The 13,326-nt window shown below is 53.7% G+C and carries 13 protein-coding genes and 1 tRNA gene; 7 read left to right on the top strand and 7 right to left on the bottom strand.

Annotation, left to right across the window (positions count from 1 at the left end):
- The first annotated feature begins 16 nt into the window (after positions 1 to 16).
- Positions 17 to 919: an AraC family transcriptional regulator gene (locus BN1139_RS03540; protein ID WP_005339751.1), complete on the top strand. Its 903-nt coding sequence runs from the start codon at positions 17 to 19 to the stop codon at positions 917 to 919.
- Positions 920 to 936: 17 nt separating this feature from the next.
- Entirely contained in the window at positions 937 to 1,449 is a 513-nt protein-coding gene (locus BN1139_RS03535; protein WP_005356301.1) for a lipocalin family protein, read from the top strand.
- A gap of 65 nt (positions 1,450 to 1,514) precedes the next feature.
- On the opposite strand, the gene BN1139_RS03530 is transcribed toward BN1139_RS03535, so the two are convergent.
- A complete protein-coding gene (locus BN1139_RS03530; RefSeq protein ID WP_005356299.1) occupies positions 1,515 to 3,407 on the bottom strand; it encodes a methyl-accepting chemotaxis protein in 1,893 nt (630 codons plus the stop codon).
- 207 nt (positions 3,408 to 3,614) lie between these two features.
- Positions 3,615 to 4,112, bottom strand: coding sequence for a lactoylglutathione lyase family protein (locus BN1139_RS03525; RefSeq protein ID WP_005356296.1), 498 nt, complete (start codon positions 4,110 to 4,112; stop codon positions 3,615 to 3,617).
- A 100-nt stretch (positions 4,113 to 4,212) separates the two neighbouring features.
- Between BN1139_RS03525 and BN1139_RS03520 the strand changes: the two genes are divergently transcribed.
- On the top strand, positions 4,213 to 5,085 hold the full coding sequence (locus BN1139_RS03520) for a LysR family transcriptional regulator (RefSeq protein WP_005356294.1): 873 nt from the start codon (positions 4,213 to 4,215) through the stop codon (positions 5,083 to 5,085).
- Positions 5,086 to 5,229: 144 nt separating this feature from the next.
- Here the strand turns inward: BN1139_RS03520 and BN1139_RS03515 are convergent.
- Positions 5,230 to 5,306 (bottom strand) — tRNA-Trp (locus BN1139_RS03515).
- Between the two features lie 201 nt (positions 5,307 to 5,507).
- On the opposite strand from BN1139_RS03515, the gene BN1139_RS03510 reads away from it, so the two are divergent.
- From BN1139_RS03510 to pyrI, 4 genes are all read left to right on the top strand, one after another.
- Positions 5,508 to 6,050 carry a hypothetical protein gene (locus BN1139_RS03510; protein ID WP_005356285.1) on the top strand — a complete coding sequence of 181 codons (543 nt, stop codon included), beginning with the start codon at positions 5,508 to 5,510 and terminating at the stop codon, positions 6,048 to 6,050.
- 99 nt (positions 6,051 to 6,149) lie between these two features.
- Positions 6,150 to 6,344 (top strand): hypothetical protein, encoded by a 195-nt coding sequence (locus BN1139_RS21530; RefSeq protein ID WP_013724188.1) that lies wholly within the window; start codon positions 6,150 to 6,152, stop codon positions 6,342 to 6,344.
- The gene (gene pyrB / locus BN1139_RS03505; RefSeq protein ID WP_005339735.1) at positions 6,325 to 7,245 is read left to right on the top strand and encodes an aspartate carbamoyltransferase; all 921 of its coding nucleotides are present in this window, start codon (positions 6,325 to 6,327) and stop codon (positions 7,243 to 7,245) included. Before BN1139_RS21530 ends, pyrB begins: the two co-directional genes overlap by 20 nt.
- 15 nt (positions 7,246 to 7,260) lie before the next feature.
- Positions 7,261 to 7,725 (top strand): aspartate carbamoyltransferase regulatory subunit, encoded by a 465-nt coding sequence (pyrI, locus tag BN1139_RS03500; RefSeq protein WP_005339730.1) that lies wholly within the window; start codon positions 7,261 to 7,263, stop codon positions 7,723 to 7,725.
- A gap of 54 nt (positions 7,726 to 7,779) precedes the next feature.
- Here the strand turns inward: pyrI and potE are convergent, their stop codons facing one another.
- From potE to argF, 4 genes are all read right to left on the bottom strand, one after another.
- Positions 7,780 to 9,114: a putrescine-ornithine antiporter gene (gene potE / locus BN1139_RS03495; protein WP_005356281.1), complete on the bottom strand. Its 1,335-nt coding sequence runs from the start codon at positions 9,112 to 9,114 to the stop codon at positions 7,780 to 7,782.
- A gap of 58 nt (positions 9,115 to 9,172) precedes the next feature.
- Complete coding sequence (gene speF, locus BN1139_RS03490) at positions 9,173 to 11,410, bottom strand: ornithine decarboxylase SpeF (RefSeq protein WP_013724189.1); 2,238 nt, start codon at positions 11,408 to 11,410, stop codon at positions 9,173 to 9,175.
- Between the two features lie 267 nt (positions 11,411 to 11,677).
- Positions 11,678 to 11,761, bottom strand: coding sequence for a leader peptide SpeFL (gene speFL / locus BN1139_RS21930; RefSeq protein WP_139405678.1), 84 nt, complete (start codon positions 11,759 to 11,761; stop codon positions 11,678 to 11,680).
- A 520-nt stretch (positions 11,762 to 12,281) separates the two neighbouring features.
- On the bottom strand, positions 12,282 to 13,298 hold the full coding sequence (gene argF / locus BN1139_RS03485; RefSeq protein WP_005356278.1) for an ornithine carbamoyltransferase: 1,017 nt from the start codon (positions 13,296 to 13,298) through the stop codon (positions 12,282 to 12,284).
- Between the last annotated feature and the right edge of the window lie 28 nt (positions 13,299 to 13,326).

Genomic DNA, 13,326 nt, shown 5'->3' with positions numbered 1-13,326 from the left:
GAATCAAAGAGCGCCCATGCAAAACCGTTACAGCGACCTCGCAACCAGATTGACCCGCCACGTCACCGCCCCCGGCATCACCCCATCACCGGTGAAACAGGTCAACCTCATCTATACCACCGAGCACCATGGCCGCACCCCGGTGCTCTACCAACCGCGGATGATCGTTATCCTGCAGGGACACAAGGTGGGTTATCTGGCGGATCAAGTGTTTCGCTACGACCCCAACCACTATCTGCTGATGACCCTGCCGCTCCCCTGCGAGTGCGAGTGCTTCGCCTCCCCCGAGCAGCCGCTTATCGGTTTTACCATCGAGATCGATCTGGTCACCCTGCAAGAGCTGCTGCTGGAGCTGGGCGATGCCCTGCCCGCCCCCGCGCCGCAAAAGAGCGGCGTCCACTCGGTCCCCCTGTCCGAAACCATGTTTTGCGCTGCCGAGCGACTGATCGAGCTGATGGACAACCCGCTGCACGCCAGGGTGCTGGGGCCGCAGACGGTGCGCGAGATGCTGTTCCACGCCCTCACCGAGGGGGGCGGCCCGGCGCTGCAAGCGCTCGCCAATCGCCACAACCATGTGGGCCAGATCGCCCGGGTGCTGCGTATGATAGAGTCCCGTTATGCCGACAACCTCACCATGGAGGAGCTGGCGCGGGAGGTGAACATGAGCGTCTCCGCCTTTCACCACCACTTCAAGGCGGTCACTGCCACTTCGCCGCTGCAGTACATCAAGTCGTTTCGCCTCCACAAGGCGCGGATGATGATGCTGCACGACGGCATCAAGGCGGGCACCGCGGCGGCCAGAGTCGGTTACGAGAGCAACTCCCAGTTCAGCCGGGAGTACAAGCGCTTCTTCGGCAGCACGCCGACAGATCAGGCCTCCCGCTTCCGGGATGGCCAGCTGCGCATCATTGAGGGATAACAAGAGAGGGATTACTTATGCGTTCACTGCTTTGCCTGTTCACCGCTTTGCTGCTGACGGCCTGTACCGGGATTGCCGATGGCATTCGCCCCGTTACCGGCTTCCAGCTCGATCGTTATCTTGGCACCTGGTACGAAATCGCCCGCCTCGACCACAGCTTCGAGCGGGGGCTGGAGCAGGTGAGCGCCACCTACAGCCTGCGGGACGATGGCGGCGTCAAGGTGCTCAACCGCGGCAAGCAGAGCGATGGCAGCTGGCGCGAAGCCGAGGGCAAGGCCTACTTCGTCGGCAACCCGGACGAGGCGCGGCTCAAGGTGAGTTTCTTCGGCCCCTTCTACGGCGGCTACAACGTCATCGACCTCGACCCCGATTACCAGCTCTCGCTGGTGACCAGCTACAACCACGACTACCTCTGGATCCTCTCCCGCTCACCCAACCCGCCCAAGGCGAAGGTGGATGCGCTGGTCGCCAAGGCGAAGTCGCTGGGCTTTGCCACCGACCAGCTTATCTGGGTCAAACAGACCCCTTAAGCCAGTCGTGAAATAACAAAGGGCAGCCCGCGGGCTGCCCTTTCTGTTGCTGGAGTGGCGGGATGTCAGAGCCGGAAGCGGCCGATCTCCTGCTCCAGCCGCTCGGTCAACGACTTGAGTTCCGCCGCCTGCGCCGCCTCGTTGCCCGCCTGCTCGGCCAGCTCTTGCGAGACGTGGCGGATATTCTCGGTATTGCGGCTGATCTCGCCGGTCACCGAAGTCTGCTCCTCGGCCGCTGCGGCGATCTGGGTCGCCATGTCGCTGATGGAGCCGATCGCCTCGTTGATCCGGGCAAGGCTCTGGTTGGCCGCTTCCGCATCCTCGACGCTGGTACCCGCCAGCTGACGGCTGGTCTCCATGCCGCCCACGGCGCGACGGGTGGTCTGTTGCAGGGTTTCGATCATCTGCTGGATCTCGTCGGTGGAGTCGTGGGTACGGCGTGACAGCACCCGCACCTCGTCCGCGACTACCGCAAAACCGCGCCCCTGCTCACCGGCCCGCGCCGCCTCGATGGCGGCGTTGAGTGCCAGCAGGTTGGTCTGCTCGGCGATGCCGCTGATGGTCGCCAGAATGCCGCTGATCTTCTGGGCATGGCTGTCGAGCTCATTGATGATCTGGCTGGCATCGGCCACTTCGTCCGCCAGACCGGTAATGCTGCGCTGACTCTGGCCAACCTGGGATTGGCCGGCGACCGCCAGTGCGACCGCATCGGTGGCGGTGGTGGCGGCAAACTCGGCGTTACCGGCGATCTCCTGGGTCGCGGAGGCCATCTCGGTCACCGCGGTCGCCACCATCACGATCTCGTCCTGCTGCTGGCGCACCCGCTGACTGCGAGCCTGCGCCCCGGCCGCCTGGGCACGGGACTGGGCCGCCAGCTCGACGGTCACATCCCGCAACCGGCTGACGATACCGTGCAGCCGCGCCACGAACTGGTTGAAGTTCTGGGCCAGCTGACCCACCTCATCCTTGCTGTGGGTGTTGATGTGAACGGTGAGATCCCCCTCGCCGTGGGCGATGTCGTGCAGAGCGTGCGCGACCCGACCGAGATCGGCGAACAGGTATTTGAAGGTGGCGGTGAGCAGGGCACTGAACACCAGCATCAGCACCAGGGTCAGCCCCACCAGCTCCCACAGCAGACTGCTGAGCGGCGCCTCCAGCACATCGCGATACATCACCATGGCCAGCAGCCAGTCGGTGCCCGGTACCGGTTGTACCGCCAGCAGCACATCCCGCCCGTCGAGGGTGGCGGCGTGCAGCTCGCTGTTTTCACGGCCCCACTGCTGGAAGGTGGAGGCAGAGAGTCCCGGCGCCAGCTCGGCGATGGGCTTGAGCGCCAAATCCTTCTGCGGATGGCCGACGATGAGGCCGCTGCTGTCCAGCAGCATGGCATAGCCCTCACCCTGCACCTTCATCGCCAGCACTTCGTCGATCAGCTTGTCGAGCGCCAGGTTGGCCCCCACAGCACCGACCAGCTCGCCCTGATGGCGCACCGGCTCGGAAAGAGTGACCACCAGCTTCTGCATGGTGACGCTGACATAGGGGGCGGTGACGATCAGCTGCCCCGCTTTCACCGCATCCTGATACCAGGGGCGCTCGCGCGGGTCATAGTTGCCGGTGTTGAGGGAGGGATCCTGCCGGGTCATCACCCCCTGCGCGGAGCCAAAATAGGTGAGCCCGAACCCACCGGAGGTATAGGCCTGCTTCAGGTGGGGCACCAGCTCGGCTTGGGGGTTATCGCTGATCAGGTTGACCAGCGCATGGACGGTGTTCTTGCGATCCGTCATCCATTCGCCGATGGCGACCGAGTAGGCGTGTCCATAGTTGACCGCCTCGCTCTGGATGGCGCTCATGGTGCGGGATTTTAGGGTGTGAAAGGCAACGATGCCGAGCAGTGATGCCATCAGCAGCACTACGCCAAGACTGGTGGCCAGCAGCTTGCCGCGCAGAGAGAGGGTCATGACGACGAATCCTTGTTGTTGTGTCAGGCAGGGAAAACCCTGATGTATCAAAGGCTATCGGCCGCAATATGAACAGACTTTAGTGAATCTGTATATTTTCCCATCTATCAACAACAGAACGCGCTATTCGTGTGAACCAGATCGCTATTCCATGCTACTGACTCTTGTAACAACAAAGCAGCAGGCCGCCCGAAGGCGGCCTGTCACTTACCCCTGATATGCACCGGCGGAGTAGGTCAGCTCATAGCTGTGGCTGTAGATCTCGACGATATTGCCGAAGGGATCTTCCATGTAGACCATGCGGTAGGGTTTCTCGCCCGGGTAGTACTCGCGTACCGGCATCCGCTGCTTGCCGCCCGCCGCGACGATGCGCGCCGCCAGCCCCTCGACATCCGGATCCTGCACGCTGAAGTGGAACACCCCGCTCTTCCAGAATTCGAAGTTGTTCTCACGGCGCTCGCTGTTGGGGAACTCGAACAGTTCGATGCCGATCTTGTCGCCGGTAGAGAGGTGGGCGATGCGAAAACAACCCCAGCCCGGGCCGAACACGTCGTTGCACATCACGCCGATGGCAGAGTCATCCTCGCTGATGGTGGTGGCCGGCATGATGAGATACCAGCCCATCACCTTGGTATAGAACTCGACCGCTTTGTCGAGGTCAGTCACCGTGATGCCGATGTGGGAGAAGTTGCGCGGGTAAGTCATACGTCACCTTGAAATTGTGTGTGGGAAACAGGTGACATGATAGGAAGGGGCGACATAATGAAAAATAAGGTCAAACTAATGGAAGGCATAAATTAAATTTATGGTTAATCCACTCTGGCTCCATACCCTGGTGGTGGTGCATGAAACCGGCAGTTTTACCCGTGCCGCCGAGCGGCTGGATCTCACCCAGGCCGCCGTCAGTCAGCATATCTCGCGTCTCGAGGCCGAATTCGGCCCCCTGCTGCTGCGCAAGCCCCGTCAGCTGGAGCTCACTCCGCGCGGGCTGGTGCTGCTCGACTTCGCCCGCCAGCAGGCACAGGCCGCCGAACAGCTGCGAGCGCGCCTCTCTGACGATGACCCTCACCGCGGCGCCATCACCCTCACCACCCCCGGCAGCATCGGCCTGCTGCTCTATCCCCTGCTGCTCGACCAGCAACAGGAGCACACCGGACTCACCATCCAGCACCGTTTCGCCCCCACCCCCGACATAGTGCAGGCGGTACTGGCAGGGCGTAGCGATCTGGGACTGGTGGATCAACCGCCGGAGCACCCCAGCATCGCCGCCGAGCCCTTCGCCCGCGAACCCCTCTGTCTGGTGGTGCCCAACGACGGCGAGGAGCAGAGCTGGCAGCACCTCTGTCAGCTCGGCTTTATCGACCATCCGGATGGCCGCAGCATGGCACAACGCCTGTTGGGACGACGCTACCCCGGCCAGCGCGTTGACGAGATCCCGCAGCGCGGCTTTACCAACCAGATCGGCCTGATCCTGGAGCCGGTCGCCCGCGGCCTCGGCTTTACCGTGCTGCCCCGCTTCGCCGTCACCGCCTTTGCCCACCAGGAGAAGATCCGGGTGATCCAGAGCAGCATTGAAGTGATCGACACCCTCTGGCTGATCTACCGCGCCGAGTGGCCGCTCCCCGCCCGCCACCAGCGGCTGGTCACCGTCCTGAAACAGCGGGTTGCTGCACATTGAACGCTCTTGCGGCAGACATAGAGATCAATGTGGCCACAGTCACCGAGGGCTAGCGGCAAGAAGGAGAAGAGAAAGGAGAGGTGGATAAATGGGCGAACGCCGGAAATGCGAAAGGCCAGCTCAATGAGCTGGCCTCTCTGAAAATGGCAGGGGCGGCAGGACTCGAACCCGCAACCATCGGTTTTGGAGACCGCTGTTCTACCAATTGGAACTACGCCCCTGCAACAAACGAGGCGTAGTATACAAAGTGGAGATCAAAGGTAAAGGCTTTTTTTACGCTTTCGATGTGATTGCACAAATCCCGAACAAGTCGCGGTTGTTTGTGCAGCAAAGCGGGATAACTTGCTGTATTTGCAGCCCTGCCGGGGTAGGAATGGGACACAAATGGGGGTAGGGTGAAATCAGGTACCGGGAGGCCACTTATGCTCAATTACCGACTGCTCCAACAACTGGCGCCCCTCAACTTCAGGGATGAACGCAAGACAGAGGCCCTGCCCGCCTATCTTGAACGGGTCGCGCCGCTGGTGCCCTTTATTCCTGAAAATGTGCTCTCCCAGTGGATTTACCGTCATTGGCGCGGTTTTGAGTCCAACTGGAGCTTTATCGATCTCGCCAGCCATCAGTTCACCTGTGAAAGCTGGCCCACCGCGCAACTGGTGGATCAGGTGGACTCCCGCCATATGGAGGTGATCGAGCGCTGGGGCGAGATGCTGCGCAGCAACCGGTATGTCCGCCGCTCCTGGCTCGGCGAGAAGATGCTGAACGACGGCACCTGGCCCGAACCTGTCATCGTGCTGGTGCCGGAAGAGGGTTCCAGCTACCCGAACGGTCATCCCCTGCCCCGCCCCTACTGCCTGCTGGAAGGACACCACAGACTCGGTTATTTGCGCGCCATGGTCCGCGATGGGGAATCGCTGCAAGAGACGCACAAGGTGTGGATTTGTCGTCATGTTTCCGCCACTTAAACGTTTTTCATGCTGAAATTGGCATCGGAAATAAAATTTTGACAATTAAAAAAGCGGCCCTATAATCTGTCCGGTTTTGAAAAAGGTCGGGACGAAACGATGCAGTTTTTGATTCAGAAAACAGCCTTGCAGACGGGTGGTGCGCACCAGAGCGGCCCCGTTGTTTCCGGTTCCCACCCCAACGATCCCCAGTTATTTTTAAAAAAAGCCCCTGTTTCAGGGGCTTTTTTTTGTGCCCGAAAAACCTCCAATGATGTCAAAGGGAATGCAGACGATGACCAATCCACTCTATAAGAAACATGTCATCTCCATTTCGGACCTGACCCGGTCAGAAATGGAACTGGTAGTCTCAACCGCACAACGGTTGAAGGCTGAACCTGACACCAGCCTGTTGAAAGACAAGCTGGTTGCCAGCTGCTTCTTTGAAGCCTCCACCCGCACCCGCCTCTCGTTCGAGACCGCGGTACAGCGCCTTGGCGGCAACATCATCGGCTTCGCCGACGGTGGCAACACCAGCGCCAAGAAGGGCGAGACGCTGGCTGACTCCATCAAGATCATCGGCTCCTACTCGGATGCGGTGGTGATGCGCCACCCGAAAGAGGGCGCGGCCCGTCTGGCCTCCGAGTTCTCCCGCGTGCCGGTCATCAACGGCGGCGACGGCTCCAACCAGCATCCGAGCCAGACCCTGCTCGACCTGTTCACCATCCATGAGACCCAGGGTCGTCTGGACAACCTCAACGTCGCCTTCGTCGGTGACCTGAAATATGGCCGCACCGTGCACTCGCTGGCCCAGGCCCTCAGCCTGTTCAACTGCCGCTTCTTCTTCATCTCCCCGGAAGCGCTGGCGATGCCGGACTACATCTGCGAAGAGCTGGAAGAGAAGGGTATCCAGTTCAGCGTCCACCAGACCATGGAAGAGGTGATGCCGGAGCTGGACATCCTCTACATGACCCGCGTCCAGAAAGAGCGCTTCGACGAGACCGAATACAAGCACATGGCCGCCAAGTTCATTCTGGAGCTGGCGACTCTGGAAGGGGCCAAGCCCACCATGAAGATCCTGCATCCCCTGCCCCGCGTCGACGAGATCGATGTAGCGGTCGACAAGACTCCCCACGCTTGCTACTTCCAGCAGGCGGAGAACGGGGTCTATGCACGCCAGGCGCTGCTGGCACTAGTACTGAACGAAACTGTCTGAGCTTAGGGGAATATCATGTCTGACAAGAACCAACTGCAAGTCGAAGCCATCCGTCACGGCTCCGTCATCGATCACATCCCCGCTGGCCAGGGCATCAAGATCCTCAAGCTGTTCCAGCTGGTCGAAACCCAGGAGCGGATCACCGTCGGCTTCAACCTGAAATCCGGCGCGCTGGGCAAGAAGGATCTCATCAAGATCGAGAACACCCGCCTGACCGAACAGCAAGCCAACCAGCTGGCGCTGTTCGCCCCGAAAGCGACCGTCAACATCATCGAAGACTTCAATGTGGTGAAGAAGCACCAGCTGGAGCTGCCGGAGTTCATCGCCGGGGTGTTCCACTGTCCCAACTCCAACTGCATCTCCCATAACGAGCCGGTTGACAGCTACTTCCGGGTGCGCGAAGTGAAAGGCGTGGTGCGGATGAAGTGCAAATATTGCGAGAAGTCCTTCACTCAGGACATCGTCAGCGAGCGTTACTGATAGATTTATGGGCCCTACAGGGCCCATAAATTTACACGACAGACTTATAAAAACTTATGCAACCTTTTTAAGATCACCCTCTTGCTCATTAACAGCAAATCTTGAAGCAATCATGCCATAAAGTGTCCAGCCAAAGAATGTTGCCAAGGACCCCCACATCATAGCTTCATAGCCTGATGAGAATAGCGCATAAAAACTGTATGCCATACCGATAGCAGCAATAATATTGCTAGTTTTAGCCTGCCCGACAGGTACTTTTGCAACCCTCTGCATCATCGCCAATGCAGCCATAGACAAAATATATGGGATGACATTTGTTACAACCGCTAGGTTAACCAAAACCTCAAACTGTTTATTTAGACTTGGACTAATCGTCAACAGGGAAAGACCAGTTTGAATAACAACAATAACCAACATCCCTTTCACTGGTGCATCAGCTTTGGTTACTGCAGAGAATATTTTTGGGAAATAACCTGTATCTGCAGATGACTTGAAAACTTGAGCGATAGTAAACTGCCAGCTCAGCAAAGAGCCAACGCACGAACAGATCGCCAGCGCCATAACAATCTTACCCACAACTGGGTTAAACATATGGCTAAACGCTAAACCAAATGGTGCTGTAGATGCTGCAAGCTCCGCATTTGGAACAATACCAGCAATAACGTTTGTAGAAACAATATACAACACCGCAGCCCCTATTGTCCCCCCCATAACAGCAATTGGTACATTACGTTCAGGATTATCAACAGCTTCAGAATTCGCACAAGCAGACTCAAGACCAAGGAATGCCCACAGAGTCATTGCAATGGAAGCCCCTACAGCATCAAAAAACTCAATTCCGTGTGGATTCCAAGCTTCAATATACGCGGTACTATCAAACCAAAACCAGCCAATAATTGAAACACCCAAAACTGGGATAATAATACCCCAAATAGTCACACTACTAATTTGACCAGTAATTCTGGCTCCACCAAAGTTAGCAGAGGTCGCGAACCACAGCACAACGATGGTCGCCAAACAAATCCCAACCGGGGATAGACTCACACCAAATAGTTCAGTACCGTACCCAACAGCAGAGATAGCAATAGCTACGTTAGCAATCAGTAATGACACTGCATATGTATAGTTCGCCATGAAATTACCTGGCTTACCAAATGCGTATTCTGCATAACCGCCCATGCCACCAGATTTACGACTGAAACGACCACATTTAGCAAATGCATATGCCAATGCAGTAGAACCAAGCACTGTAATAACCCAGGACAAAATAGATATAGACCCAACTTCAGCCAACTTTGTTGGTAACATGATGATGCCAGAGCCCATCATATTTATCGTAGTCATAATTGTTAGCTGTAATACACTAACCTTATTAGATTTTGTACTCATATAAATACCCTTGCCAGCTATTGTTAGGTGGGCGATAAATCACCCACCATGAACTGATTTATTTCTTGATTACGTAACCGTATGCTTGTTTACGACCATCCGACTCCTCTATGTAAACACCCTGTAATTCAGGGGAGAAGCCCGGTAACAAATTGATCCCTTCCTCAAGCGCCAAGAAATAACGCTGAACCGCCCCGCCCCATACTTCGCCAGGAACAACACAGAGCACTCCTGGTGGGTATGGCAGTGCGCCCTCAGCAGCAATTCTTCCTTCGATTTTCGATAAGGCCACCAATTCAGCCTGACCTCTGACAAAAGCAGTATTTGCATCTTGTGGGTTCATGACAGCTCGCGGAAAATAACTGCGACGGAACATCTCTCGCTGCAACTCTTTCACGTTGTAACTAACGTAAAGATCATGCATTTCTTGACACAATTGACGAATAGTATAGCCGCTATATCTTTCTTTATTATTTTGATACACATTTGGCAAAACTTCTTGCAATGGTGCATCTTCAGCAATATAACGTTCAAATCTTGCAATCTGTGCAACAAGGTGCTGCATTTTTGCCATATCCTCGCCAGGAGTAAGCAAAAACAAAATTGAGTTCAAATCACATTTTTCTGGAATGATATTATTTTCCCGTAGGAAGTTAGCCAGAATAGTTGCCGGTATACCAAATGCAGTATATTCACCAGTGACAGCATCAATCCCAGGTGTCGTCAGTAACAGCTTGCAAGGGTCGACAAAATATTGACCATTCTCATAACCATCAAACGCATGCCAACGCTCTCCTGGTTTAAACTCAAAGAACCTTAAATCATTTGCCATTGCATCAGTAGTATGATCTTGCCAAGGATTACCATCCACTACCGGTGGAACAAAGGGTTTAATCATCTCGCAGTTATTCAGTAACAGCTTGCGAGCCTCAATCCCTGTCTTGACACAATCCATCCATAAATGACGACCACTCTCGCCATCATGCATCTTGGCATTCACATCCAATGCAGCAAAGAGGGGATAAAACGGACTGGTGGATGCATGCATCATAAACGCATTGTTAAAACGTTTATGGTTGCAATATCTTTCCTGCCCTTTAATATGGCTATCTTTTTTATGAATTTGAGAAGTTTGTGAAAAACCGGCCTGCTGCTTATGAACAGACTGAGTGACAATAATGCCTGGGTCATTTTCATTAAGTTCAAGCAACAAAGGAGAGCAATTCTTCATCATGGGAATAAATTGCTCATAACCTACCCATGCAGAATCAAACAAAATATAATCACAAAGATGGCCTATTTTATCAACCACTTGGCGTGCATTATAGATAGTACCATCATAGGTACCCAGCTGGATAATTGCCAATCGGAATGGTCGTTTATCATTCTGACGTCCTTCCGCCACCTCTGATACCAACTTACGAAGGTATTTCTCCTCGAAGCAGTGTGAATCGATACCACCGATAAACCCAAACGGATTGCGAGCTGTTTCAAGGTAAACTGGTGTAGCACCAGCTTGAATAAGTGCACCATGGTGGTTGGATTTATGATTGTTTCTGTCAAACAATACTAAATCACCTTTTGCCAATAGCGCATTAGTGACAACTTTATTTGACGATGATGTACCATTTAAAACAAAATATGTCTTGTCAGCATTAAATACTTTTGCAGCATATTTTTGTGCATCACATGGAGCGCCTTCATGAATCAGTAGGTCACCCAATTTGACATCTGCATTGCACATATCAGCACGAAACACGGTTTCACCGAAAAAGTCATAAAATTGCCGCCCTACGGGATGCTTACGGAAAAACTGCCCCCCCTGATGCCCAGGGCAGGCAAAGGTTGAGTTGCCCATTTCTACATATTTTTTCAATGTTGAGAAAAACGGTGGAAGCAGTTGCGCCTCATATTTTTCAATGGCAGTTTCAAGTTGCTTACCATAGAAGTCTGTATGGTCACCACATAATTCAAATACACTATTAATATCAGCAGTATATGCATCAGGAAATTTTTCTTCACAACAAATAGCGACAATCACCGGTATGTTTAGTCCTCTAGATTTAATCTTATCAATGACACCATCATGGACATCATTTACGGACAGTACAGCAGCGCCGATATCACAAAAGTCGGTCGCATGTACATCGACAACTTCTCTTTTTGTATCAAAACAGGTAGTAACAGATGAACTAGCTGCAACTTTTAAATGTGACATAATAAATACACCTATAGTTATAAAAGTAGCGCGATCCCTGCAAAAAATTCCATTCGCATAAAAATATATTTCCAGCATAGAAATCGATGAAACACACTATTACTGAAGACAATCCAGCATGAGTTCATAAAATTTCTATTAGGTAATCGGCACCGCTCAGAAACAACACACAATAATAGTCGCGCGTAAAGTACACGGACAAGATGTTATGCTATGACAAAGCCTATTCAATAATAAACAGACAGCGCCACTTGGCATGAGCGGATATCAATGTTTGCTAGAAAAGCAGACGTGGAGACAGGCACCATTGCTCAATAGCAAGGGCGCATGGCCACTAAAGAGGAGTCATAGATGGAAATAGAAAGAGAAAACAAAATAATCGCGTTGGGAAGGCATCATTAGATGTCTTATACGTCGGATATGTGCCATGAATGGCACGCTAATATAACAATCTATATGCTTAATATAATTCATCATTACCAACCTCATCCTAAAAAGAGGCTCATATATGTGTCTAACGGCTACATATTCATATAGCGCCTTTACGGGGTGAGATGTTATAGCTTGGAGATAATAATAACGGGACGAACATCACAATTTTAAAGTTTAAAGCTCTATTTATATGCTCCAATCAACTTTTTCTACATCCAAGCACAAATGGTAAATGAAATGTAGCGCACGATGTGTAATTGTAAGTAATAGAAAGACCATGTGTAATGGTATCGTGCCCCCTGAATGGCCATGACACACCGCTACCCCAAGCTGTATTAATCTTATGCACAACGCTGGAGGAGCAAGGTCATGGCCAAAAGCAAAGTCAAATTCCAGAAAAGGTACAGCCTGTTTGAGTTTCACAGGGAGCATGGCACTGAAGCTCAATACGAAAAGACTCTGTTTTGCCAGCGGTTCACAATGCCACTACACCTCCATGGCCAACTTGACCTGACCACTAAAACTCCATCTTTTCACTCAGCGTAGCAACCATCACTGCCTTGATGGTGTGCATCCGGTTTTCGGCCTCGTCGAACACGATGCTGTGCTCGGATTCGAACACGTCCTCGGTCACTTCCAGACCTTTCATGCCATATTTGTCAGCCACTTCCTTGCCCATGGTGGTCTCATCGTTGTGGAACGCCGGCAGGCAGTGCATGAACTTCACATCCGGGTTCTTGGTGGCGTTGATGACATCCATGTTGACCTGATACGGGGTCATCAGTTTGACGCGCTGATCCCAGGCTTCTTTCGCTTCACCCATGGATACCCAGACGTCGGTGTAGAGGAAGTCAGTGCCCAGCACACCCTCTTTCACATCTTCGGTCAGGGTGATGCGTGCGCCGGTCTCTTCGGCGATCAGGCGGCACTTGGCAACCAGCTCCTCTTCCGGCCAGAAGGCTTTCGGCGCAACCAAGCGGATATCCATGCCCATTTTGGCAGCGCCGACCATCAGGGAGTTACCCATGTTGTTGCGGGCATCACCCAGGTAGGCGAACTTGATTTGATCCAGACGCTTGCCCTTGCCGTGCTCCAGCATGGTCATGAAGTCGGCCAGGATCTGGGTCGGGTGGAATTCGTTGGTCAGGCCGTTCCAGACCGGGACACCGGCGTAGGCACCCAGCTCTTCCACGATCTCCTGACCGTAGCCGCGGTATTCGATACCGTCATACATGCGGCCCAGTACACGAGCGGTGTCCTTCATGGACTCCTTGTGACCGATTTGGGAACCGCTTGGGCCAAGGTAGGAGACTTGCGCGCCCTGGTCGAAGGCTGCCACTTCAAATGCACAACGGGTACGGGTGGAGGTCTTCTCGAAAATCAGGGCGATGTTTTTACCGACCAGATGCTTGCGCTCGTAGCCACCGTATTTGGCTTTTTTCAGGTCGATGGCCAGATCGATCATGTATTGGATTTCGCGCGGGGTGAAGTCCAGCAGTTTCAGGAAGTTACGGTTACGCAGATTAAAAGCCATGATGAGTTCTCTCTATATTTGTTCAGAC

This window comes from Aeromonas veronii bv. veronii, from assembly GCF_000820225.1.
GTDB classification, from domain to species: domain Bacteria; phylum Pseudomonadota; class Gammaproteobacteria; order Enterobacterales; family Aeromonadaceae; genus Aeromonas; species Aeromonas veronii.
The sequence above is the reverse complement of the archived record's forward strand: the minus strand, read 5'-3'. Positions and strand labels throughout refer to the sequence as shown.